Here is a 22,129-nt window from a genome sequence, read left to right on the forward strand (position 1 = left end):
GGAGGGACGTCGGCGTGCTGCTGGATCCCCGCGACGGTGACTTTGAGGACGATGCCGCCAGCCCCGAGCAACGTTCGTTGTTCGCAATCGTGGGCAGCCTCCTGGTCGAGATAAGCCCGGCGAAGCTGCTGTTCGCCTGGACGGTTTCGCTTCTGCTTCCGGGCGTGCTGCTCGGCCTTGCGCCACTGGTCGCATCCGCCTGGATTTCGAGCCTGTCGCAACACGTTCTTGCCTTGTCCGAAGTAGGCGCCGTGCTGGCGCTGGTTGTGATCGCGGCGCTGGGATGGCTCGGCGGGCGACCGCTGCTTCAAATCGCGGAAACAAACTTCTGGTCACTGAACGCGCTCGCGGTCCAACCGAGCTACGCTTTCACGCGCGAGGCGCTGGGCCATCTGGCGGAACTGCTCTGGCGCACCAGCGCAAGCCCTGCCTCTCGCACGAGGCTGCGCCGCGTTTGCTCGGTCGGCGCCGGCGTACTGCTCTCTGCGGGCGCGGCATTGATCGCGGCGCTGGCTTGGCGTGCTTCGCAATGGACTGCGACCATCAATGACCTTGTTCTGATCCATCGTCTTGTGGTGCCGACGTTCGCGAACGCGGTGGTACTGGTGTCCAGCTATCTCGCGGTCGCATCACTGGCCTGGAGTGTGGCCGACGCCAGCATGGACCAACCAGCCGACCTCGCCGGATTCGACGCGATGCCCTCCGGAGGCCGCTGCTGGCGCCTTGCGCATCTGTCCGATCTTCACGTGGTCGGCGAACGATACGGCTTCCGCATCGAGAGCGGGACGGCCGGCCCGCGGGGAAACCAACGCTTCAATCGCGTGCTGGCTCGCCTTGCCGAAATTCACGCCGTCGATCCGCTCGACCACGTGCTGATCAGCGGCGATATGACGGACGCCGGCCGGCCCGGCGAATGGGCGGAGTTTCTCGATGCGTTGGCTGGTTATCCCGAGCTTGCTGCACGCATCATCATGCTTCCGGGCAATCATGACGTTAACGTCGTGGATCGTGCCAATCCGGCGCGCCTCGACCTGCCGTTCAGCCCAGGCAAGCGGCTACGGCAGATGCGTACCCTATCGGCAATCGCGGCCGTCCAGGGTGATCGCGTGCGCGTCATCGACGGTTTTGGCAAACCGTCGGCTACGCTGAACCAGGCGCTGGCTCCCCATCGTGATCGGATAACACAATTTGCGCAGCACGGGGGCGTGCGCCGCGCGGCGGCGCTCCGCGGCCTGTTCGATGATCAGTTCCCGATGATCCTGCCGCCGGACCAGGACGGTGGCCTCGGGATCGCCATTCTCAACTCCAACGCCGAAACCCACTTCTCCTTCACCAATGCACTCGGTTTGGTTTCGGAAGCGCAAACGCGGCGATTGGAGGCTGCGATCGGCCATTTCCCGACGGCATGCTGGGCCATCGCGCTCCATCATCACCTGATGGAGTATCCCATGCCGGTCAAGACGTTTGCCGAACGCATCGGGACGGCCCTGATCAACGGCAGTTGGTTTGTCCGCAGGTTGCAAAGGTTTTCCGATCGCTCGGTCGTCATGCACGGTCACCGGCATATCGATTGGATCGGGACATGCGGTGCGTCGAGGATCGTCTCGGCCCCATCGCCGGTGATGGGGGCGGACGATGATGCAGTCACCTATTTCTATGTCCATAGAATGGTCGTCGGTCCGGACCGGAAGCTCTGCCTCGCCGAGCCGGAGCGGGTGGAAATTTCCGGGAGCTAGGACGTTTCCGGCCTGTCTTCGGCCGTTCCGCCGAACAAATCAGCGACCCATGCGGCCGACGGACTCTCGGCACAGAAGGTCAGAATGGCGAGCGTGATCGGCACGCCGATGAAGGTCCCGAACAGGCCCCACAGCGAGCTCCAGAAGAAGATCGCAAACAGCACCAGAAACGGCGAGATCGACAACGTCGAGCCGGCGACCCGCGGCTCGATATAGCTGCCGACCACGAACTGGATGACGTTGAGGCAGGCGAACACACCGAACACCGCGGGCCAGCTCGCGAACTGCGTCATGGCCAGCAGCGTGGGGAACAGGGTTGCGATGAAAGGGCCGATGAAAGGAATGTAGTTGAGGACAAAGGCGATCACGCCCCATTCGAATGCGAATGGCAGTCCGGTCACGGCGGCGAACAGACCGACCAAGAGGCCGGTGACCGCGCTCATCTGTGTCCGTACCAGCATATATTTGCGGAACTTGGCGGCCGTCGCCTTGCTGCCCTTGAGCAGGACGCGCGCAGCTGTCCGATTCTCCAACCGCTGGATTCGTCGAGCGGCGTCTTCGACCTCGAGAAGTCCCAGCACGACATAGATCAGCGCGACGAGCCAGAAACTCAGCGTGGTATTGATGCGCCCCGTGACGTATTGCGTGGTGCGCAGCAGCCAGCCGACATTGAAATGTTCTGCCCAGACGCCAGCGAACGAGACGCCGTGGCCGTCGAGCCAGATCACCGCGGCGTCGTAGAAGGCCTGATAGCGCGCCGCGTCCGCAATCAAATAGCGCCCGACGCGGCCGAACCCCCATGCTGCCAGCGAGGCAAACGCGACGCAGGTGGCGACCGTAACAACTATGGTAACGGCGAGCGCGAGGAGTTTCGGCAGCCGTGATTGAAGCCGTTGCTGAACGGGCCAGACGATCGCGATGATGAACAGGGCTGCCGCAAGCGGGGCGAGCACACTGCGTGCCTGAGCCACTGCCGCAATGACCAGCACCGCCGCGATGATGCCGGTCGTGATCTTCAATCCGCCAGCCATCCTTGTGTTATCCGACCTTCGCGTACTTGCGGTGCAGCTACAGCAATCCCCGATAGATCCCCGGCGCGGAGCCTTCGATGGCCACCGCGCCGACGGCCTTCGCATAGAATTCTGCCGGCCCGACGCCGCCGATGATGGCGTAGCCGAAGCCCTGGTGCTTCATGTCCTCGAGGCAGGCGAACAGTAGCGCCTTGCCGATGCCGCCCTGCTGCGCCTTTGGCGCGACGCCGGTCGGACCGAAGAAGTTGCGACAGGCCGCATCGTGGCAGGCGAACCCCACGATCTTCTTCTGCTGGATCGCGATGAAGCAGGAGACCGGCTGGCGGCTGAACGCCACCTCGGTTTCGCTCGCCCAAGCCTCGCTGAATGTCTCCCGCACCCAGGCGGCGACCTTGTGCTTTTCGGGCGCGAGCGCACGGCGCATCACGATTCCGGCCTTTAGCAATCGATCGTAGGCCGGCTGGGAATCGGGCAGGGCGTAGAGCTTGACGAGCATGTCCATGCGGCAAGCTTAATTGAAAACGCCCCGCGCGCAAATCATAGGAGGGCTCGTCATTCCGGGGCGCGCGGAGCACGAGCCCGAAATCCATCGGGCCGCAGGCTTGATGGATGAATGGATTCCGGGTTCTCGCTTCGCGAGCCTCGGAATGACGGATCGGGACCGTCGGTCACTGCCGCCGTTTGCGCTGTTGCCTGTTCGCGGCTTTGGTTTCACGCACGATCGCCCAAAAGTACCCGCCGCAGAATGCAACGATCGCAACAATCACGCTGGCGGCGATAATCTCTTGCATGTCCGCGGATCTCCAAGTACACGTACCTCACATATGTGGGAAATATACCCACGTAAAGTGAAAATCGGTTTCGGGATGTGACGAGGCGGAGCGAAGGCATGGTGAGAGTCAGCGCAACAAGCAGGCGTGTTCGGGCGATCGTCGCGCTCGTCGTCATGGCCGGCATTGGCTCGGCGCAGGCCGCGCGAACGTCCGACAAATCCGATGCCAGCGGTGGCACCGTCTCGATTCCGGTCGACCCAGGGAACCAGACCTCCGCGGTAGATGGCGTGGTCCGCGCCGTTCAGCTTCCCAGGGGCGCTTCCGCGATCAGCGAGACCTACGGCGACTGGATCGTCAAATGCCAGCTCGACGGTGGTGCCAAGCTGTGCACCCTAGGGCAGACGCAGCTCTCCAAGGAGACCAATCAGCAGATCTTCGCCATCGAACTGATCCCCAGGGACGGCAAGGCCGAAGGCAACATCTTGATGCCGTTTGGGCTGAAGTTCGATGCTGGAGCCGTTCTCAAGCTCGACGGCAGGGATCTGGAGCAGACCCGGTTCTCCACCTGCACGGCGCAAGGCTGTTTGCTTCCGGTATCCTTCCCGACGGTCGTGACCGATACCCTCAGCAAGGCCAAAACGCTCACGGTCGCCGCGCAGAACATCAGCAACGGGCAGGCTCAACGGCTTCGCGGCGGCGCTGGAGCGCACCATTCAGCTTGCAGGTTGACCAGCGATCTCGTCGGCTCGCCAGCACCGCACCGCGTGCCCGTCCGGACGCGTCTGAAGTGAAGGTCCGGGCTCGCGCTGACACACCGCTTCGGCGTAGCGACAGCGTGGACTGAATGCACATCCGTCGGGCGGATTGAGCGGATTGGGCAGCTCGCCCCTCGTCGTCGCGAGCGGTGCGCGGCGCAGCGGATCGGGAATGGCGGCGATCAGGGTTTGCGTGTACGGGTGCGCCGGCCGTTCGAAGATCTCGCGCCAGCCGCCGGTCTCGACAATGCGGCCGAGATACATCACCGCGACCCTGTCGCTCATGTGCTCGACCACACCGAGGTCGTGGCTGATCATGATGTAGGAGAGGCCGAGACTCTCCTTCAATTCCAGCAGCAAATTGATGATCTGGGCACGGATAGAGACGTCGAGCGCCGATACCGGTTCGTCGCAGATGACGATCTTGGGATTGAGGATCAGCGCGCGGGCGATGCCGATGCGCTGGCGCTGGCCACCCGAGAATTCATGCGGGTAGCGGCCGGCCTGTTCGGGCCGCAGGCCGACGTGTTTGAGCATCGTGGCAACGCGTCCGTCGATCTCGCTTTGGGCCGTCACGCCATGCAAGCGCAGCGGATCTTCGAGCGTGCGGCGAACGGTCTGGCGTGGATTGAGCGAGGCGTAGGGATCCTGAAATACCATTTGCGCGGTACGAGCCATGAGCTTTCGATCGAGCGATCGCCGGCCCGTCACGACGTGCCCGTCGAGCACGATCCGGCCACGCGTCGGCGTCAGGAGGCCGAGCAGGGACAGTGCGACGGTCGACTTACCGCAACCGGATTCGCCGACCAGACCGAGGCACTCACCGCGCTTCAGCTCGAGGTCGATGCCGTCGACCGCGCGGAGCAGCCGATGGCCGCCGCCCAGCAAGCCGCCACCGAGCGGAAAATGCACCGCGAGATCCTCCACGCTGAGGATGATCGCGTCGCCGGGCGTCGCCGCGGGTTCACGCATGATGGTGGCACCTCACGAGTCCACCCGCACCGAGCCACGTCGTCTCCGGTGCGGTGGTCCGGCAGATCTCGGTCGCCTGCGCACAACGCGGATTGAAGCGGCAACCGCTCGGAAAGTCCGCGATCGCCGGCACGACGCCGGCGATTTCCCTGAGCCGCGACCGGCCGAGTGCTGCGCGGCTTCCCAGCCGCGGCAGCGAGTCGACCAGGCCCTGCGTGTAGGGATGCGCGCAGGCGCGGAAGATGTCGTCAGAGCCGCGTTCCTCGACGATGCGGCCGGCATACATGACGCCGACGCGCCGGCAGACGTTGGCGACCAGGCCCAGATCGTGGCTGATCATCAGGATCGCCGTGCCTCGCTCGGCGCACAGATTGCGCATCAGCTCGATGATCTCGGCCTGCACCGTGACGTCGAGCGCGGTGGTCGGCTCGTCGGCGATCAGAAGATCCGGATCGCAGGCCAGCGCGATGGCGATCATCACGCGCTGGCGCATGCCCCCCGAAAGCTGGTGCGGGTAGTCCTTCACCCGCCGCTCCGGAGCGGGCACGCGCACGTTCGCCAGTGCCTCGACGGCCAGCTGGTTGGCCTCGCGCCAGCTCTTGCCCTTGTGCAGCACGAACATCTCCGCGATCTGCCGGCCGACCGGCGAGACCGGATTGAGCGCCGTCATCGGCTCCTGGAAGATCATGGCGATGCGGTTGCCGCGCAGCGCCCGCTGCTCGGCGGCGGAAAGCCCCTGGATCTCGCGGCCCTCGAAGCGGATGGCGCCGGCGGCAACCGACAGCGGCCGGCGCAGCAGGCCGATCAGAGCGAGGGCTGTGATGCTCTTGCCGCAACCGGACTCGCCGACCAGGCCGAATGTCTCGCCACGATCGATGCGGAAAGAAACGCCCTCGACCGCGGCAACATGCCTGGCGCCGTCGTCGAGATCGATGCGCAGGTCCTCGACCTCGATCAGCGGAGCGGCCGTCATGCGCGCCGGCTCCGCGACTGGGGATCCAGCACGTCGCGCAAGCCGTCTCCCAGCAGATTGAGGCCGAGCACCGTCAGGAAGATCGCGAGGCCCGGGAATACCGACAGCCACGGCGCCGTGGTGATCTGGTCGCGCGCCTCCGACAACATGCTGCCCCAACTTGGATAGGGTGGACGGATGCCAAGGCCGAGGAATGAAAGCGAGGCTTCTGCCAGGACTGCGCCGCCCATGCCGAGCGTACCGATGACGATGATCGGGCCGACCATGTTCGGCAGCAGTTGCGTGATCATGATGCGCAAGTCTCCATAGCCGAGCACGCGCGCAGCCTGCACATAGCCCTGGCTCTTCAGCGACAGCGTCGAGGCGCGCGCGATCCGGCAGGTGAAGGACCAGTTGGTCAATCCGAGCGCGATCAAAAGGCTGGTCAGGCCGGGTCCAAGCACTGCCATGATGGCGAGTGCGAAGATCAGCGAGGGGATGGCGAGCATCAGATTGGTCAGCCCGTTGACGACATCGTCCCACCAGCCGCCCCAATACCCCGCCGTCAGGCCCAGCGTCACGCCGATGACGCTGTTGACGAGCTGCGAGACGATGCCGACCGTCAGCGAGATCCGCGCACCGTGCACGACGCGGGAATAGATATCCCGGCCCTGCGCATCGGTGCCGAACCACCAGGTCCAGCTCGGCGGTTCTTCCGCATTCATGAGGTTGGCGCCCATGACCGGATCGGTATGTGCCAGCCAGGGCGCGAACAGGCCGACGAAGATCGCCAGCGCGAACAACGTCCCGCCGATGATCGCGCTGGTCCCAAGCTTCATCGCTGCCGCTCCGCCGTGGCAGGCTGCACGGTCGATCGTGCGCAGGCGTAGTGAGATCGGCCGCCGCTCATGCGTATCGGATCCTGGGATCGATCACGCCGTAGAGCAGGTCGACCAGCGTGTTGACGGTGAGGAAGAACAGCACCACCACCAGAATGGTGCCCTGGACGGCCGGAATGTCGCGCTGCAGGACGCTGTCGACCAGCAGCGAGCCGATGCCCGGCCAGGAAAACAACTTCTCGACCACGACGGCTTGGCCCATCACGACGCCGAATTGCAGGCCGATCGCGGTCAGAATGATGACGAGAGCGTTGCGCATCACGTGCCACGTTACGACCCGGGTCTCGCTCATGCCCTTCGAGCGAGCCGTGCGGACAAAATCCGCGGTCATGATCTCGAGCACGGCTGCCCGCGTCGTCCGCGCCAGCAGTGCCATCGGCGAGACGCCGAGGGTCACGGCAGGCAGCAGCAGGTATTTGAGCCCGCCATCGCCATAGCCGAAGCTCGGCAGCCAGCCGAGCTTCAATGCAAACAGATACATCAGCAGCAGCCCGAGCCAGAATTTGGCCATCGACAGGCCCGACACGGCCAGCACCATCGAGAGCGTGTCGACGATGCTGCCCGGCTTCAGTGCGGCGACGAAGCCGAGCGGTACGCCGACCGCAATCGCAAACGCCAGGGCCGCGAAGATCAGCTGCAGCGTCGGCCACATCCGTTTGGCGACCATGGTGGTGACTGGCTCGCGGGTCCGGAACGAGGTCCCGAAATCGCCCGTCGTGAGCTTGGCGATATAAGAGCCGAACCGAACGTAGACGGGATCATCGAGGCCGAGCTGCTTCTTCATGCGTTCCACGACCTGAGGATCCGTCGGACCTCGGCCGTCATCGCCCATGCTCGACACGATGCTGCCCGGAACGATGCTGAACAGCACGAAGATCACCAGCACGACGGCCAGCACGGTCGGAATGGTCTGCAGGACTCGACGGATCGCGAACGAGAGCATTGGACGTTTTCCTCATCCCCTCCATCGCTCGACAGGATGGAGGGTGAGCGATGGCACCTGTCACTTCGCGGGCGAGGTGTCGTCGACCCAGAGGTCTTCGACGTTTTGATGGGTCAGTTCGGTCGCGTCGAGCTGGATTCCCTTGAGCCAGGGCTGCACCGCCATGACCGCCTTGTTGTAGTTGAAGAACCAGATCGGCGCTTCCTCCTGGAGCAGCGCATTTGCCTTTTGCAGCAGCTGGACGCGCTTGGCGGCATCGTCGGTCTGTCCGGCTGCGTCGATCAGCCTGTCGAACTCCGCGCTCTTGAAGGTCGTGTAGTTGCAGGCCGATTGCGGCGTCGCCGAGTGGAAGCATTTGAGCGCCGCCTGCGGATCCGGGCCGGTCGCCTGGGAATAGATGAAGGCCTGGAACTCGCCTTTGCGAATGACCTCCGCCAGCACCGCGGTCTCGACCTGCTTGACCTTCACCTTGATGCCCACCTTGTCCAGCATCGGGATTGCGGCTTCGACGATCGGCAAGCCCCAGCTTTCGTTCTGGCTGGTGGTCCATTCGAACTCAAAGCCGTTGGGATAGCCCGCATCCGCGAGCAATTGCTTGGCCTTCGCCGGATCGTAAGGGTAGGGCTTCATGGTCTTGTCGTACGCCGGCGAGGTCAACGGCAGCCAGCTCGTGGCGCGATAGGCTTTGCCCTTGACCAGCTTGTTGATGATCAGATCGGCATCGATCGCGTAGTTGATAGCCTGTCGAACCCGCTTGTCGGAGAACGGCTTGAATGCGGGATTCATCCCCATATAGCGGGTAAATACCTCGGCGACCTCGACGATGGTGCCTTTGAGGTCGGGGTCGGCCTGATAGGCGAGATACTGCGCCGGCCCGAGCACCGAGGTGTCGATTTCCTTGTTGCGGAAGGCGACATCGCGCGCCGCTGCCTCACCCATCAGCGATATCACGAGCTTGTCGGCATATGGCTTGCCGGGCTTGTAGAACCGGTCCCACCGTTCCAGCACGATGCGCGAGCCCGGCACGTGCTCAACGAATTTGAATGGGCCAAGGCCAATCGGCTTCTGGATGAAGCTCTCCTTGGAACCCTCGTCGGCGGGATAGATCGAGGTCAGCGCGGTGAAGAAATAGAAGGCGGGATCGACTTTCTCGGTCAGCTTCATTTCAAGAGTGAAGTCGTCGATCTTCTTCAGGCCGGAGATTTCCTTGGCCTGGCCCTTCTCGACCTCGGCCGCACCCTCGATCACGCGGACGAAGCGCGCGCCGGGAAAGGCCTTGGTGCCGTCCATGATGCGATTGTAGGACCAGATGATGTCGTCGGCCGTCATCTTGCGGCCGTTGTGGAAATAGGCGTCGTCGCGCAGCTTGAAGGTATGAACGAGGCCGCCGCCCGAGACGGTCACCTCCTTGGCAAGTTCCAGCACCGGCTTGCCCTCGGTCGAGTCCCAGATGTAGAGCGAGCGGTGCAGGGCTTTCGCGTAGATCTCGTCCTGGGCGCGCGGCGTCGTGTGGATGTCCATGCTGGTGAAACTGGAGCCATAGGGCGCCGTCATGCGAATGGTCCCGCCCTTGCGCGGTGTCTGGGCCTCCGCCGTGGCGGCGAGTGCAAGCCCGAGGCCAGCCACGATCGCAATCATCCTGAACATCATGTTTTCCCCAACGATGCAGACGCGTTCCGATCAGCGAGTTGACCATCGGCAGCGTGTCAAACGCAAGGTCCTCATGTCGTGCCGACGGCGACCGGCACCAAATATTTGCATCGCCGCGATGCGAACACCTGCCGCACATCATTTGACGGCGCCGGACCGCGGCTGCAACTTGCGCGAGTAAGTAAGCAATTGCGATAGAACGGATTTCAGCTCAAGCTCTGAACATGCGAACCAATCCCCGGCGTCGTCCCGGGCAAGCAAAGCGCGACCAGGGACCCATAACCACAGGGTTGAGTTGTTGAAGGGAGCTGTAGTCCCGACGTCGCGCAACAATTACCTGCGGTGGCTATGGGTCCCTGCTTTCGCAGGGACGACGGATGCAGGTGAGCCAAAAATCACAAGTACCAGGCCAGCACCGCCTTGAGCCTAGCGTTCTCGATCACCGGCAGCGCGACCACCTGGTTCATGCCGGAGGTCCGCGCGAGGGCGGCCGCGACCGATTCATCCTGCTTCAGATGCTCGGTAAGGGCGGGCATGCCGGTGGCCCACGCGCCGCCGATAGCGCCTTCACCGCGCCCGATCGTCCCGGCCGCATAGAGCGCGGCGAGATCGGACTGCTCGCTGCAATCGCCGGAGTGGAACAGCAGCGCCGATCGCTCTTCGTTCGGCACCCAGATCTCGAACCGGCGTGCGATCGGCGTCGCCTGGGCCGACAGGAATGTTACCACCCAGGTCTGATCGCCGGTCGTGTAGGGGATGCCGACCCCGCAATTGATGCCGATCTCGGATGCGTCCTCCCAGCGCAGGAATCCCTTGGAATTGTGCAGATCCTTGATGATCAGCGGCATGCCGGCCTTCCAGGTCCGGCCGGGCAGGCCGAAGCCGCGCGGGAACTTGGTGTGGCGCGAATTGAACTCGAACATGTCGGCGGTGCCGTAGTAGCCGTCGACCAGCGCCATCTCGTGAGATCGGTCGGGGTCGTTGTGCCAAAGCTCGATCGCCCCGACATGCCTTCTGTCGTCACCGCAGAGCAGCACCATCACCGCCATCAGGAATTCGCCGGCGAACACCGGAAGCGCGACGCCGCAGGTCAGGCCGGCTTCGCGCGCCTCGTCGGTCCGCTTGAAATAGGAGTTGGCGAATTCGGTCAGGATGACCGGATGGCCGCTCGCCCAGGCCTTGCCGGGAAGGCCCTCGTCATAGGCGAACAGCGCGTGCTCGCTGACCGCCTGGAATTCGGCGAACTCGGAGCTGTGCAGGCTGCCGCCGAATTCGAGCCGCGTCCGCGTTGGATCGGGTACCCACAGTTCAACCACGCGAATGAAGGTTTTCATCGCACGCACCTGCCGTCTCGCCGACGAATAGCATCGGCGATGTCACGGCAAAACGTGCGCTCAAATAGCGTGCAAGCGCCGCCCAAAGTTGATGCGAAGGCGCGATTTCGCCTCAGTCCCGGTACGACGGATCGGCGCGGTCGAGCTTGCGCAGCAGCGCCGGCCAGGCGAGTTCGCCGTTGCGGGCGGCGCGGCCGGGCTTGGGCAGCATCCGCTCATAGGTGTCCTCGAGGATGTTTTGCGGGGGATAGATCAGCTTGGTGTTGCACGACAGCGCCATCACCTGGGTCTGGCAGGCGCGCTCGAGCCGGAACAGCACGTTGAACGCGGCGGGCACGGTGCGACCGACGACCAGCAGGCCGTGGTTGCGCAGGATCATCGCCTCGTTGTCGCCGAGGTCGCGCACCAGGCGCTCGCGCTCGTCGACATTGTCGGCGATGCCTTCGAAGTCGTGATAGGCGATGTGCAGGAAGCGCATCGAGGTCTGCGCCAGCGGCAGCAGGCCGCATTCCATCGCGGACACCGCCATGCCGGCCGGGGTGTGGGTATGCGCAACGCAATCCATGTCGTGCTTGGCCATGTGGATGGCGCTGTGAATCACGAAGCCCGCGACGTTGACGTCGTAGTCTGTCGCGTTGAGCAGCGTGTTGCCCTCGACGTCGACCTTGATCAGGCTGGAGGCGTCGATCTCCTCATACAGCATGCCATAGGCGTTGATCAGGAACTGGTCGGCGGTGCCGGGCACGCGGCAGGAGATGTGGTTCGCGATCATCTCGGTCATGCCGTACATCGCCGTGAGACGATAGCAGGCGGCGAGGTCGACACGGGCCTGCCACTCCTCGGCGCTCACCTGCTCGCGAACGGATTTCACAACCTTGATCGCGGGCGAGCTAACGGGGGGATTCATGGCGTTCTCTCCTTGAGATGTCTGCGGGGCCGGAGCCGATTGTTGCCGCGGACCATAGCAGAATCCGCGTGGCGGCAAGCGCCCGTGCGCCTGCGTATTTGCAGGTCTGGCGGGCAAAAACCGAATGTGGATTGGCGCGCCGCGCCTTCGATGTCAGGATGCGGAAAACAACCGAGGCGCATCGAATGAGCGAACGCAAGACACGCATCGCCGTCCTGCATTTTTCCCACGAAACCGTCTCGTTCCTGCCGAACGAAACCACGCTCGACGATTTCATCTATCCGGGCTCGCCGGCCAGCGGCGAGGCGTTGCTGCAGTTCGATCCCAAGAACTACATGGGCGGCTTCGTGCAGGTAGCGCGCGAGTTCTCCGAGGTCGAACTGGTCGGCATCGAATCGCCGCTCTGGCCGAAGACCTACACCGGGTCGGGCTGGATCACCGAGGAAGCGTATCGCACGTTCACCGGCAGGATGATCGCCGGGCTGAAGGAGGAGGGACCGTTCGACGGGGTCTATCTGTGCCTGCATGGTGCGATGGCGGTGCGCGGCGTGCCGCGGCCGGAGGCCGATCTGGCGCGGCAGGTTCGCGAGGTGGTCGGCCGCTCCGCCTTCATCGCCGCGACCTTCGACCCTCACGGCAATGAGGACGAAGCGTTCCTCGAACAGGCTGACATGGCGTTCACGGTCAAATATTTCCCGCATTATGACGCGCATCTGCAGGGCGAACGGGCGGCGCGCATGCTGGTGCGGGCGATCCGCGGCGACTACAAGCCGGCGCACAGGACGATCAAGGTCCCCGTGATCTCGCCGACCGTGCTGCAATGGACCGGCGCGCGACCATGGATGGATCTCGTGCAGCGTGCGCTGGTGTGGGAGGCCCGTGAGGTCGACGTCTACGTCAACATCTTCTTCGGCTTTCCGTTCGCCGACGTTCCCGATGTCGGCATGACCGTGCAGGTACTGACCAACGGCAACCCGAAACTCGCCGAGCAGATCGCCCGCGATCTAGCCGGCACGATCTGGCGGCTGCGAGAGACACTGCTGCAATCGACCAGACTGCACAGCATTGCCGAGGGCGTGACGCTGGCCAAGCAAGCCGTCGCCGACGGCAACACGCCGGTGGTACTGGCCGATCACAGTGATCGCTCGGGATCGGCGACCTGGCTGCTGCGTGAGATCATCGCGCGGGACCTCGCCAACACTGTCATCGCGACCATTGCGGATGCGAAGGCGACCGCAAGCCTGAAGGCTGCCGGCGCCAAGGCCGGCGATGCCTTCGACATGGAGATCGGCGGCCGCGCCGACGAGTCAGCGGGCGATCCGGTCCGCATTCAGGGCACGATCTCGGCCGCGGGAGAGGGATACGGGCAGTTCTGGGTCTGCGTGCGCTTCGGGCGCAACAATGTGCTGATCCTCTCCACCTATCTGGTGCAGGTCATGGAGCCGTTCTCGTTGAAGGCGTTGCTGCCTGAGATCGGCAGCTTCGAGGTGATGGCGATCAAGTCACGGGTGCATTTCCGGCGCGGCTTCGACGACAACGGCTTTGCCAAGACGATCCTGCTGGTCGAGCCGGACCAGCCGTTCCTCGGCACGACGCGCCTGGACAAGCTGCCTTACAGCAATGTCGACCTCGCGCAGTTCTATCCGTACGGCAATCCCGCGTTCCTGGAGTCGTCGTCATGACGGAAGGCCGCTATCGCCTGATCGGATCGACCGCGTCGCCCTATGCGATCAAGCTGCGCGCGCTGTTGCGCTACCGGCGAATCCCTCACGACTGGGTGATCATGACCAAGGCGCTGCGCGCCGCAACGGCGCATCTGAAGCCGATGCTGATCCCGGTGCTGCAATATCCCGACGGCAGCTATCGCGGCGAGACCACGACGCTGGCCTACGATCTGGAAGCGCGTCATCAGGGGCGATCGGTGATCCCTGAGGACAAGGCTGTCGCGTTCATCTGCGACCTGCTCGAGGACCTCGCGGACGAATGGGCGGTGAAGCCGCTGTTTCTGTATCGCTGGTGGGATCCCGAGGATCAGGCCTACGTGTCGCGCTGGGCCGGCGAGGAATGGTCGACGTCGGATGCCGAAGCCGGCAGCGGCGAGGAGATCGACGAATTCCGGCGGCGGCAGATCTCGCGCATGGTGATTCTCGGCGCCACCGACGAGAACCGGCCGCTGCTGGAGGAGAGCTATCGCCGGATACTTGCAGCGTTCGAGCCGCATGTCGGCATGACGAACTATCTGTTCGGCAGCCGGCCGTCGCTGGCGGATTTCGCCTGGTTCGGACAACTCGGTGAGATGGCGACCGACCCGACCCCGATGCGGATCATGCGCGAGCAGGCGCCGTTCACCGATCACTGGGTGCGGCGGCTCGATGATGCGTCGGGTGTCGAGGGTAGCTGGTATCCGCGCGAGCAGGCGCTCGGCGGATTCGCCGAAGCGTTGCTGCGGATTGCGGGCGAGCTCTATCTGCCGTTCCTGGCCGCCAATGCCAATGCGTTCGCGAAAGGCCTCGCGCGACTCGAGATCAACGTCTGGGGATTGCCCTACGCACTGGCGCCGTTCAAATATCAGGTCAAGTGCCTGCAGCAGTTGCGCGAAAAGTTCGCTGCCCTGGATGCCGGCGATCCCGCAGCGTTGCAGCCGGTGCTGGAACGCACCGGATGCTGGGCCATCCTGAATGGAAGCTGATCGATAGGGATGATGGCTTCAAAACGGCGTGAGCTCAGGTGCGGTGCCTGCTGCCGAGCGCCGTCGCAATCGTCTCGGGATGCCTGATGCGTTCGATCAGCATGTCGATGCGGTCGCCGCCCCAGAACAGTTCGCCGTTGAACACCATGCTGGGAACTCCGAACACGCCGAGCGCTTCGGCCTCATCGATGATGCGGTTGTGTTCCGCGCGGGCAGGGCCGCGAACATAGGCCTCGAACGCCCCAGTGGAGCCGCCGATCGCGGCGATTACGCCGGCGATCTCCGACAACTCGTCGATCTCCAGCTCGTGGTTCCAGAACCTCCGGAACACCGTGTCGTGATAGGGCCGGAACAGGCCGTGCCGTTGCGCGAACAACATCCCGGCGCTGGCGTAGAACGCGTCGTAGATCCGGCGCGGGCCCTTCATGGTCAGCCCCTGCGCATTGGCGAACCGCCGCGCATCCATGTAGGAATAGCGTACCTTGCGCCAGAAGTGCGCCGTGCGCTCCTCGACCGTGCCCATGAACTCGGGAATGCGCAGCGTGTAGGGCAACCACTCAAGCTCGACGCCGTAGGTCTCCTCGAGCTCGAACAGCCGCTTGTTGGCGACATAGGCGTAGGGAGACTTGTAGTCGGTGTAGATCCTGACCTTCGGCTTTTCGACCATCGTTCGTCCCCCTGTCAGGACATTGTTCCCGATCACGCGCGATGGCGCAATGCGGTGCGACGATGGAGAGGTGGCGCGCAAACGAATGGGCCCCGGTGCATTCAAGCATCGCGGGGCCCTGCTACTTCGTTTTAGCGAAGGATCTCTGGTGTAGACCAGTGGTGTTTCGGGACCTAAAAGCGCTTGGCCTTTGCGCTCTCGTCCTGCGGATATGTTCAGATTGTCGGCGGTACACGTGGCTAGCAGCTGCTATTCGCCTCAACGTGCACCGAGACCTTGCCGCTGAGCAAGGTCACTGGCTTTCGCCGGTGGCGTCATGCTCCTCTCCAAGAGTGGGCCGGCGGACCCCTGTCCGCTTCTGCTGCCTGGCGGCCGATCCTATAATCGTCCGTCAATTCCTGCGACGCGAGGAGCAGACGCTCCAGCACCCCAACAGGTGCAGTCGGCGAAATGCTGCGGCAGTTATGGCCGCCTGTCAAGTTAACGAGCGGGGTATTTCAGGTCAGGAGTCCTGTCGCGACTTGGTCTTTCGATACTGGCTGAAGTCCGGATCGCGCGTCATTTTCCAGTAATCGACGAACCGCCACGGCATCGCCGAGAACACCCGGCCGCTGCTGTTGCGGTAGTAGGTCGTCATGCCCGGATGGGTCCAGATCAGCTGCTCATGCTCGGCGTCGACGCTGCGGATGTATTCGTCGTGCGCGTCGGGATGCACGTCGATTGCTGCGATGTCGTTCTCGATCATCTCGACGAGGCAGGCGGAGATGTAGCGGCTCTGGCATTCCGACTGGAAGATCACGCTGCCACCATGCGCGGGCCCCGAGTTGGGGCCGAGCATCAGAAACAAATTGGGAAAATCAGGCACGGTCAGACCGAGATACGCGGTCGGATTGTCGTCGCCCCACGCCTGCTTGAGGGTCTTGCCGTCACGCCCGGTGATGTTGAGACGCGCCGCCATCTCCGAGACCTTGAAGCCGGTCGAGATCACGATGACGTCGTGCGGCCGCGATCTGCCGTCGGCGGTGACGATGCCGTCCACGGCGAAATGGTCGATCTTGTCGGTGACCAGCTCGACATTCGATTTGGTGAGCGTCTTGAACCAGTTGTTGTCGAGCAGGATGCGCTTGCCGTAGGGCGGATAGGTCGGCATGCACTTCTCGATCAGGTCAGGGCGGTCCTTCAGCTCGGTGAGGATGAAGTCGGCGAGCTCCTGGCGATGCCGGTCATTGCCCTTGTTGACGGCGCGCTCCGGATACGGCCAGGCCGGATCCTTGCGCAGGAACGGCAGCAGCCCGTCGCCGTAACGCCAGAACATGTTGAAGCGATACCACTGCACATAGAACGGCAGATGCGCGAGCAGCCACTGCGCGCCTTCGGTGATCGGGTCGGCATAGCCCTTCACCGGCCGCGCCCACTGCGCGGTGCGCTGGTACACGGTGACCGAGGCGACGTGGTCGGCGATCGATGGCACCAGCTGCATCGCGGTCGCGCCGGTGCCGATCACGGCGACATGCTTGCCGTCCAGCTTGATGTCGTCGGACCATAGCGCCGAGTGCACCTTGAGGCCCGCGAAGTCGTCGTCGCCGTCGAAGCGGGCGGGCAGGGGATCATTGAGCTGCCCGATCGCGCTGACCAGTGCGGTGGACTCGAAGGTCTCTTCGCCGCAGGCAGTCTTCAGCGTCGAGATCCAGCGTCGCCCGGCTTCGTCCCAGCGCGAGGCGACGAGTTCGGTGGAAAGGCGGACATGCTTGCGGATATCGTATTCGCGCACGACCTTGAGCAGGTAGTCGAGCAGTTCCCGGCGCTGTGCGAAATAGCGGGTCCACGGATTGCGGGTACCGAACGAGAACGAATAGGAGTGGTTCGGCGTATCGACGCCGCAGCCGGGATAGCGGTTGACGTACCAGGTGCCGCCGATCTCGTCCTGCTTCTCGACGATGGTGTAGGGAATGCCGAGCCGTCCGAGCGCGACGCCGAGCGCGATTGCACAAACCCCGGCGCCGACGATCAGCACGTGCTGCTGCGCCAGCCGCGCATCGGACGGGCGCCCGCGCCAGCGCGTTTCGCGCGGGATGAAGGCCATCTCCTCTCGCATCAGCGGGGCATATTCCGGCGCGACATTCTCGCCGAGCGTCGCGCGCATCATCCGCAGCATCAGCTCATTGCCGGGATCGGTGATGACGGGTGTCGGCGCGCCGCTGGCGAACAGGTCCAGCACGGCGGCGCGGATCTCGTCCTGGATCTCCTTCGGCACGCCCGCGTCCGGATCGGGGATCAGGCGCACGTCGCGCTTCGGCTTGTAGGGCGGCTCCAGCCATTTCTCGTCGCCGGTCATGTGCACCAGCACCATCAGCAGCACGCGGATATCGCCCTCCGCGATGGCGGAGGACAGATCGAGGTGTTTGCGCGGAAGCTCGATATTCATGAATTGTCCTCAGCTCGCCGGTGCGTCGGGCAGGCCGCCATAGGCAGCCCAGGTGGTGCCGACGATGTAGCCGGCATCGACCGGCAGATTGATGCCGGTGATGCCGCTGCTCCGCGGCGAGAGCAGCCAGGCGATCGCCTGCGCCACCTCCACTGGCTCAACCAAGCGGTTCATTGCAGTCGGGCGAGCCAGCAGGTCCTTGTTCAGGGCGCCCGACGCGATACCGGCCTCGAGCGCGGCCGTGCGGGTGAAGCCGGGCGACACCGCGTTGACGCGCACGCCGGCGCGGCCCCATTCGGCTGCGAGCGTCTGCGTGATCTGGATGACGGCGGCCTTCGCCGCGGTATAGGCATGGATCGGGCCCGACGTCATGCCGGCCACCGAGGCGACATTGACGATCGCGCCGTGCCGCCGCTTCGCCATGCCGATACCGACGCTGCGCGCGACCAGGAAGGTACCGCGCAGGTCGATATTGACCTCCCGATCCCACTGCTCCATCCGCACCCGATCGATGGTGTGCATCTTGCCGAACACGCCGGCCGCATTGACGAGGCCGGTGATCGGGCCGTGCGCCTTCTCGATGTCGGCGATCCCCGCGACGACGGCAGCTTCGCTCGCGACGTCGAACGGCGCTGGCCAGAGGATGACTTTCGTTCCGACCAGCGGCTCCGGCGCGATGTCGACGATGACGACGCGGTGTCCCTGATCGGCGAGCAGCGTTGCGGTCGCCGCGCCAATGCCGCGGCTGCCGCCGGTGACGAGGATGGTGCCGTCAGCGCTCATCGCTTCTTCCCTTCGCTGCTGTTGAACAGGCCGTGCGTGACCAGCTTCTGATAAGCCGTGATCACATAGTCGGGCACCGCGGTGACGCCGTGCTCGGAATAGGAATAGCGGCGGCTGAGGTAACCGCGCGCACCCATCAGGACCTGGACGATGGCCTCGAATTCCTCATCGCTGAAATTGTTGGTCGCACCGGCGGCCCGCGCACGCTGGAGGATCCGGACATAGGCGTTCGAGATGTTGTCAAAGTGCTTCTGGTAGCCGATCGGCGCGAAGAACTCGGCCTCGTTGAGGATGCGCAAAAACTCCGGCACCTCGCGGATGAAATCGAAGAACGCGCTGAAGCGCTCGACCTCTTGCCGGGCCTCGTCGGCGGTGCCGGTGCGGGCATGGATGAAGCGGACCATATCGAGGCCGATCTTCGGCAGCAGCTGGTCGAGCAACTCCTGGCGGTTCTCGAAGTGATTGTAGAACGTGCCCTGCGCGACGCCGGCGCCTTCGGTGATACGGGCCACCGAGGCTTCGGCATAGCCGTATTTGCCGACGACCTTGGTCGCAGCGTCGAAGATCTTCTGCTTGGTCCAGGCGTTGCGTTCGACCCGGTTGAGTTTTGTCACCTTGGCGGATGTCGCTTGCGTCATGCGTTGGCCTCGAGTTCGGCGCGGAGCACGCGTTTGAGCACCTTGCCGGATGGATTGCGGGGCAGGCTGTCGCGGATGATGAGTTGTCGCGGCACCTTGAAGCCGGCGAGCCGTGTCCGGCAGAATTCGGTGAGATCGGGCAGGTCGAGCCTTGCGCCATCGGCCAGCACCACGATGGCGACCGGCTTCTCGCCCCAGCGGTCGTCCGGCAGGCCGATCACCGCGACCTCGCGCACCCCGGGGATTTCGTAAATGACACGCTCGACCTCGGAGGAGGCGATGTTCTCGCCGCCGGAGATGATCATGTCCTTCTTGCGATCGGTCAGATAGAGGAAGCCGTCGTCGTCGAGATAGCCGACGTCACCGGTGCGGAACCAGTCGCCGAAGAAGGCGGACGCGGTCTTCTCCGGATCCTTCCAGTAGCCCCGCGTGACCTTCGGCCCGCGCAGGCAGATCTCGCCATTCTGCCCGGCGGGCAGGCGCCTGCCGGCATCATCGCGGATCTCGATCTCGACATGGGCGATGGCGCGGCCGGTCGAGCCGATCTTCTCGATCTCGCGGCCCGCCTCCATGAAGGTGTCGCCACCGCAGCTTTCGGTGAGGCCGTAGGCATCGATGTAGCGTGCATTCCTGAAATAGTCGGAGAAGGCGCGGATGCGAACTTCCGGCGTCTTCTCGCCGCCGCCGATCGCCCATTGCAGGCTGGAGACGTCGTAGCGCTCGCGGTTCGGGCAGGTGAGCAGCGCCGTGGTCATGACCGGTGCGAACCATGCGGCGTTCAGTTGCTCGCGCTCGATCGCAGCCAGCGCCGGCTCAGGTTCGAAGGTGCGGTGAATGCACAGCATGCCGCCATGCCAGAGCACGGCAATGCCGGGCAGGTCGAGCGCACCGACATGATAGAGCGGCCCGACGACGAGCAGTCGCGTGTCGGCGTTCAACCCGAGCACCAAGGTCTGGTCTGCGGATTTCCAGTAGATGTTCTCGTAGGTGAGCATCACCCCTTTGGGGCGATCCGTCGTACCCGAGGTGTACATCAGCCGCATCAGGTCGCGCGGTTGGCGCACATGGATCGGCGCCGGCGCGATGTCGGGCGCCAGGTTGGTGACGCTGGACTGCGCGACTTCACCCAGCAGCACCAGCGGTGCGCCACCGGTTGCGAGCGCGGCAAACTCCTCGTCGGCGACCAGCAGCCGCGCGCCGGAATTGCCGACGATATAGCCGACCTCGTCGGCCGACAGGCGATAATTGATCGGCAGGAACACCGCGCCGATATGGCTGGTCGCGAACACCAGCTCGAGAAAGGCCGTGCTGTTCTTCATCAGGACGGCGACGACATCGCCGGACGCGATCCCGCGCGCCGCGAGCCAGCTGCCGACCTGCCGGATCCGCAAATCAAAATCGGCGTAGGAGACGTCCTCGCCGCGATATTTCAGCGCACAGCGGTCCGGAGTGCGCCTGGCATGAAATGCGATGAAGCTGGAAAGATTGATCATTTGCCGTCCGTCGGGCCGATTTCCGGCGCCGTTTCCTCCTAAATGAATTATGAGTCGTAATTCATCTTTGGCTTGACGTCACCCCCCTTGCTCTGAAAACATCGTGGTCACGGAGACGGAACGATCTCCGACAGGGATTTTGGGAACGCGAACCCGACAGGGAGGGGAATATGACGAGGACCCGGAAACCGGGCATCAGCCGGCGCTCGACGCTTGCGCTGATGGGCGCCGGCGCGGCGACCTTAGCTGCGCCATGGGTAGCGCGCGCACAGGCAAAGACCATCAAGATCGGCATGCCGACCATTCTGTCGGGCCGCGTCGCGCAGCTCGGCACGTCCTCGCGCAACGCGGTGATGCTGGAAGTCGAGAAGGTCAATGCCGCCGGCGGCCTTGCCGGACGACAGATCGAGATGGTGATCCGCGATTCCAAGGGACAGCCGCAGGAAGCCGCGCGCATTGCGCGCGAGCTCGTCAACACCGATGGCTGCGAGATGCTGCTCGACGGCGAGGCGTCGTCAGGATCCTTCGCGGTTCACGAGGTGGCGCGCGATCTTGGCGTACTCTGCATCCACACCTGCTCGGAAGCGTCGTCGCTGACCGCCGATCCCAAGCAGCACATCCCCAATGCCTTCCGCTGCGTGCGGCAGGGTATTCACGACTCGATCGTGGGCGCCGGCTACGCCGCGGGGATCGCCAAGGCCAAGGGCCTGAAGAAATGGGCGACCTGTTCGCCGGACTATGCCTACGGCCGCGATACCACCGGCGAGTTCGTGCTGTACCTGAAGAAGTTCGCGCCTGATGTCGAGATCATCAGCGAGTCCTGGCCAAAGCTGTTCCAGCCTGATTACACCGAGGTGGTGACCAAGATCCTGCAGGCCAAGCCGCAGGCGATGTATTCCTGCCTGTGGGGCGGCGATCTCACCTCCTACATCGACCAGGCCAACATCTACGCGCTGTTCACCCAGATGGAGGTGTTTGCGGTCAACATGGCCGACTACACCGCACTCACGGTGGTGAAGAACCTGCCGAAGGGCATCCACTCCGGCGACCGCTACATCAAGACATTCCCAGCGACGCCGGAGAATGCAGCGTGGGGCGATGCCTACAAGGCGAAGTACAACGAGTATCCGACCAACTGGTCGTGGCAGAACGCAACCGCGGTCATGTTCCTCAACGAGGCCGTCAAGAAGGCGAACTCGACCGACGGCAAGAAGGTCGCCGAGGTGCTCACCGGGCTCACCATCAAGTGCCCGTTCGGCGCCGACGGCACCGTCACGATGCGTGCCGACGATCGCACGCTGGTGGGCTATGCGATCGGCTGGGGCACCACGATCCCGCAGGAACCCTACGTGCCTGACGTGAAGGCCGGGGACTGGAAGACCATCTTCGAGCTCGAAGCCGAGTGGAAGAAGAGCAAGGGCTATACCTGATCCGCACGCGAGGCGGCGACAGCCAGCTGTCTCCGCCTTTCATCTGATGCTT

General features: G+C 64.0%; 20 protein-coding genes. 5 read left to right on the top strand and 15 right to left on the bottom strand.

All coding sequences use genetic code 11. The features are described 5' to 3' along the window. Positions 1-14: 14 nt before the first annotated feature. A complete protein-coding gene (locus tag BRSPCE3_RS18520; RefSeq protein WP_244067441.1) occupies positions 15-1,736 on the top strand; it encodes a metallophosphoesterase in 1,722 nt (573 codons plus the stop codon). Here BRSPCE3_RS18520 and BRSPCE3_RS18525 read toward each other — a convergent pair. From BRSPCE3_RS18525 to BRSPCE3_RS36060, 3 genes are all read right to left on the bottom strand, one after another. Continuing rightward, positions 1,733-2,767: an AI-2E family transporter gene (locus BRSPCE3_RS18525; RefSeq protein WP_244067442.1), complete on the bottom strand. Its 1,035-nt coding sequence runs from the start codon at positions 2,765-2,767 to the stop codon at positions 1,733-1,735. The genes BRSPCE3_RS18520 and BRSPCE3_RS18525 overlap by 4 nt on opposite strands. Positions 2,768-2,804: 37 nt before the next feature. Next, positions 2,805-3,269, bottom strand: a complete 465-nt coding sequence (locus BRSPCE3_RS18530) for a GNAT family N-acetyltransferase (protein WP_244067443.1) — start codon at positions 3,267-3,269, stop codon at positions 2,805-2,807. A 166-nt stretch (positions 3,270-3,435) separates the two neighbouring features. Then, positions 3,436-3,558 (bottom strand): hypothetical protein, encoded by a 123-nt coding sequence (locus tag BRSPCE3_RS36060; protein ID WP_283843139.1) that lies wholly within the window; start codon positions 3,556-3,558, stop codon positions 3,436-3,438. A gap of 98 nt (positions 3,559-3,656) precedes the next feature. On the opposite strand from BRSPCE3_RS36060, the gene BRSPCE3_RS18535 reads away from it, so the two are divergent. Continuing rightward, on the top strand, positions 3,657-4,331 hold the full coding sequence (locus tag BRSPCE3_RS18535; protein WP_244067444.1) for an invasion associated locus B family protein: 675 nt from the start codon (positions 3,657-3,659) through the stop codon (positions 4,329-4,331). On the opposite strand, the gene BRSPCE3_RS18540 is transcribed toward BRSPCE3_RS18535, so the two are convergent. From BRSPCE3_RS18540 to BRSPCE3_RS18570, 7 genes are all read right to left on the bottom strand, one after another. Then, complete coding sequence (locus tag BRSPCE3_RS18540; RefSeq protein ID WP_244067447.1) at positions 4,254-5,267, bottom strand: ABC transporter ATP-binding protein; 1,014 nt, start codon at positions 5,265-5,267, stop codon at positions 4,254-4,256. The genes BRSPCE3_RS18535 and BRSPCE3_RS18540 overlap by 78 nt on opposite strands. Further along, a complete protein-coding gene (locus tag BRSPCE3_RS18545; protein WP_244067448.1) occupies positions 5,260-6,240 on the bottom strand; it encodes an ABC transporter ATP-binding protein in 981 nt (326 codons plus the stop codon). The genes BRSPCE3_RS18540 and BRSPCE3_RS18545 overlap by 8 nt, the downstream gene beginning before the upstream one ends. Further along, the gene (locus tag BRSPCE3_RS18550; RefSeq protein ID WP_244067449.1) at positions 6,237-7,058 is read right to left on the bottom strand and encodes an ABC transporter permease; all 822 of its coding nucleotides are present in this window, start codon (positions 7,056-7,058) and stop codon (positions 6,237-6,239) included. The genes BRSPCE3_RS18545 and BRSPCE3_RS18550 overlap by 4 nt, the downstream gene beginning before the upstream one ends. 67 nt (positions 7,059-7,125) lie before the next feature. Further along, on the bottom strand, positions 7,126-8,061 hold the full coding sequence (locus BRSPCE3_RS18555) for an ABC transporter permease (protein ID WP_244067451.1): 936 nt from the start codon (positions 8,059-8,061) through the stop codon (positions 7,126-7,128). Between the two features lie 60 nt (positions 8,062-8,121). Then, positions 8,122-9,711 carry an ABC transporter substrate-binding protein gene (locus BRSPCE3_RS18560; protein WP_375709927.1) on the bottom strand — a complete coding sequence of 530 codons (1,590 nt, stop codon included), beginning with the start codon at positions 9,709-9,711 and terminating at the stop codon, positions 8,122-8,124. Between the two features lie 395 nt (positions 9,712-10,106). Beyond that, entirely contained in the window at positions 10,107-11,045 is a 939-nt protein-coding gene (locus tag BRSPCE3_RS18565; protein WP_244067454.1) for a GAF domain-containing protein, read from the bottom strand. 112 nt (positions 11,046-11,157) lie between these two features. After that, a complete protein-coding gene (locus BRSPCE3_RS18570; RefSeq protein WP_244067456.1) occupies positions 11,158-11,952 on the bottom strand; it encodes a class II aldolase/adducin family protein in 795 nt (264 codons plus the stop codon). A gap of 185 nt (positions 11,953-12,137) precedes the next feature. Here BRSPCE3_RS18570 and BRSPCE3_RS18575 point away from each other — a divergent pair, with 185 nt between their 5' ends. Both BRSPCE3_RS18575 and BRSPCE3_RS18580 read left to right on the top strand, forming a co-directional pair. Further along, on the top strand, positions 12,138-13,634 hold the full coding sequence (locus BRSPCE3_RS18575; RefSeq protein ID WP_244067457.1) for a M81 family metallopeptidase: 1,497 nt from the start codon (positions 12,138-12,140) through the stop codon (positions 13,632-13,634). Next, positions 13,631-14,641 (top strand): glutathione S-transferase N-terminal domain-containing protein, encoded by a 1,011-nt coding sequence (locus tag BRSPCE3_RS18580; protein WP_244067459.1) that lies wholly within the window; start codon positions 13,631-13,633, stop codon positions 14,639-14,641. Before BRSPCE3_RS18575 ends, BRSPCE3_RS18580 begins: the two co-directional genes overlap by 4 nt. Positions 14,642-14,675: 34 nt before the next feature. Here the strand turns inward: BRSPCE3_RS18580 and BRSPCE3_RS18585 are convergent, their stop codons facing one another. The 5 genes from BRSPCE3_RS18585 to BRSPCE3_RS18605 all read right to left on the bottom strand — a co-directional run bounded on the left by BRSPCE3_RS18585 (position 14,676) and on the right by BRSPCE3_RS18605 (position 20,647). Continuing rightward, positions 14,676-15,308 (bottom strand): 2-hydroxychromene-2-carboxylate isomerase, encoded by a 633-nt coding sequence (locus BRSPCE3_RS18585; RefSeq protein ID WP_244067464.1) that lies wholly within the window; start codon positions 15,306-15,308, stop codon positions 14,676-14,678. 502 nt (positions 15,309-15,810) lie between these two features. Further along, positions 15,811-17,733 carry an NAD(P)/FAD-dependent oxidoreductase gene (locus BRSPCE3_RS18590; protein ID WP_244067465.1) on the bottom strand — a complete coding sequence of 641 codons (1,923 nt, stop codon included), beginning with the start codon at positions 17,731-17,733 and terminating at the stop codon, positions 15,811-15,813. 9 nt (positions 17,734-17,742) lie between these two features. After that, positions 17,743-18,516: an SDR family NAD(P)-dependent oxidoreductase gene (locus tag BRSPCE3_RS18595; protein ID WP_244067466.1), complete on the bottom strand. Its 774-nt coding sequence runs from the start codon at positions 18,514-18,516 to the stop codon at positions 17,743-17,745. Next, a complete protein-coding gene (locus BRSPCE3_RS18600; protein ID WP_244067467.1) occupies positions 18,513-19,154 on the bottom strand; it encodes a TetR/AcrR family transcriptional regulator in 642 nt (213 codons plus the stop codon). The genes BRSPCE3_RS18595 and BRSPCE3_RS18600 overlap by 4 nt, the downstream gene beginning before the upstream one ends. Beyond that, positions 19,151-20,647 carry an AMP-binding protein gene (locus BRSPCE3_RS18605; RefSeq protein WP_244067469.1) on the bottom strand — a complete coding sequence of 499 codons (1,497 nt, stop codon included), beginning with the start codon at positions 20,645-20,647 and terminating at the stop codon, positions 19,151-19,153. The genes BRSPCE3_RS18600 and BRSPCE3_RS18605 overlap by 4 nt, the downstream gene beginning before the upstream one ends. Positions 20,648-20,817: 170 nt before the next feature. On the opposite strand from BRSPCE3_RS18605, the gene BRSPCE3_RS18610 reads away from it, so the two are divergent. Beyond that, positions 20,818-22,077, top strand: a complete 1,260-nt coding sequence (locus BRSPCE3_RS18610) for an ABC transporter substrate-binding protein (protein WP_244067471.1) — start codon at positions 20,818-20,820, stop codon at positions 22,075-22,077. Positions 22,078-22,129: the final 52 nt, after the last annotated feature.

It is taken from the genome of Bradyrhizobium sp. Ce-3 (genome assembly GCF_022835695.1).
Classification (GTDB): domain Bacteria; phylum Pseudomonadota; class Alphaproteobacteria; order Rhizobiales; family Xanthobacteraceae; genus Bradyrhizobium.

Excerpts from the sequence above, each read along its gene's own strand:
- BRSPCE3_RS18525 (WP_244067442.1), bottom strand. The coding sequence starts at position 2,767 with ATGGCTGGCGGATTGAAGATCACGACCGGCATCATCGCGGCGGTGCTG.
- BRSPCE3_RS18530 (WP_244067443.1), bottom strand. The coding sequence starts at position 3,269 with ATGGACATGCTCGTCAAGCTCTACGCCCTGCCCGATTCCCAGCCGGCC.
- BRSPCE3_RS36060 (WP_283843139.1), bottom strand. The coding sequence starts at position 3,558 with ATGCAAGAGATTATCGCCGCCAGCGTGATTGTTGCGATCGTTGCATTC.
- BRSPCE3_RS18535 (WP_244067444.1), top strand. The coding sequence starts at position 3,657 with ATGGTGAGAGTCAGCGCAACAAGCAGGCGTGTTCGGGCGATCGTCGCG.
- BRSPCE3_RS18540 (WP_244067447.1), bottom strand. The coding sequence starts at position 5,267 with ATGCGTGAACCCGCGGCGACGCCCGGCGACGCGATCATCCTCAGCGTG.
- BRSPCE3_RS18545 (WP_244067448.1), bottom strand. The coding sequence starts at position 6,240 with ATGACGGCCGCTCCGCTGATCGAGGTCGAGGACCTGCGCATCGATCTC.
- BRSPCE3_RS18550 (WP_244067449.1), bottom strand. The coding sequence starts at position 7,058 with ATGAAGCTTGGGACCAGCGCGATCATCGGCGGGACGTTGTTCGCGCTG.
- BRSPCE3_RS18555 (WP_244067451.1), bottom strand. The coding sequence starts at position 8,061 with ATGCTCTCGTTCGCGATCCGTCGAGTCCTGCAGACCATTCCGACCGTG.
- BRSPCE3_RS18560 (WP_375709927.1), bottom strand. The coding sequence starts at position 9,711 with ATGATGTTCAGGATGATTGCGATCGTGGCTGGCCTCGGGCTTGCACTC.
- BRSPCE3_RS18565 (WP_244067454.1), bottom strand. The coding sequence starts at position 11,045 with ATGAAAACCTTCATTCGCGTGGTTGAACTGTGGGTACCCGATCCAACG.
- BRSPCE3_RS18570 (WP_244067456.1), bottom strand. The coding sequence starts at position 11,952 with ATGAATCCCCCCGTTAGCTCGCCCGCGATCAAGGTTGTGAAATCCGTT.
- BRSPCE3_RS18575 (WP_244067457.1), top strand. The coding sequence starts at position 12,138 with ATGAGCGAACGCAAGACACGCATCGCCGTCCTGCATTTTTCCCACGAA.
- BRSPCE3_RS18580 (WP_244067459.1), top strand. The coding sequence starts at position 13,631 with ATGACGGAAGGCCGCTATCGCCTGATCGGATCGACCGCGTCGCCCTAT.
- BRSPCE3_RS18585 (WP_244067464.1), bottom strand. The coding sequence starts at position 15,308 with ATGGTCGAAAAGCCGAAGGTCAGGATCTACACCGACTACAAGTCTCCC.
- BRSPCE3_RS18590 (WP_244067465.1), bottom strand. The coding sequence starts at position 17,733 with ATGAATATCGAGCTTCCGCGCAAACACCTCGATCTGTCCTCCGCCATC.
- BRSPCE3_RS18595 (WP_244067466.1), bottom strand. The coding sequence starts at position 18,516 with ATGAGCGCTGACGGCACCATCCTCGTCACCGGCGGCAGCCGCGGCATT.
- BRSPCE3_RS18600 (WP_244067467.1), bottom strand. The coding sequence starts at position 19,154 with ATGACGCAAGCGACATCCGCCAAGGTGACAAAACTCAACCGGGTCGAA.
- BRSPCE3_RS18605 (WP_244067469.1), bottom strand. The coding sequence starts at position 20,647 with ATGATCAATCTTTCCAGCTTCATCGCATTTCATGCCAGGCGCACTCCG.
- BRSPCE3_RS18610 (WP_244067471.1), top strand. The coding sequence starts at position 20,818 with ATGACGAGGACCCGGAAACCGGGCATCAGCCGGCGCTCGACGCTTGCG.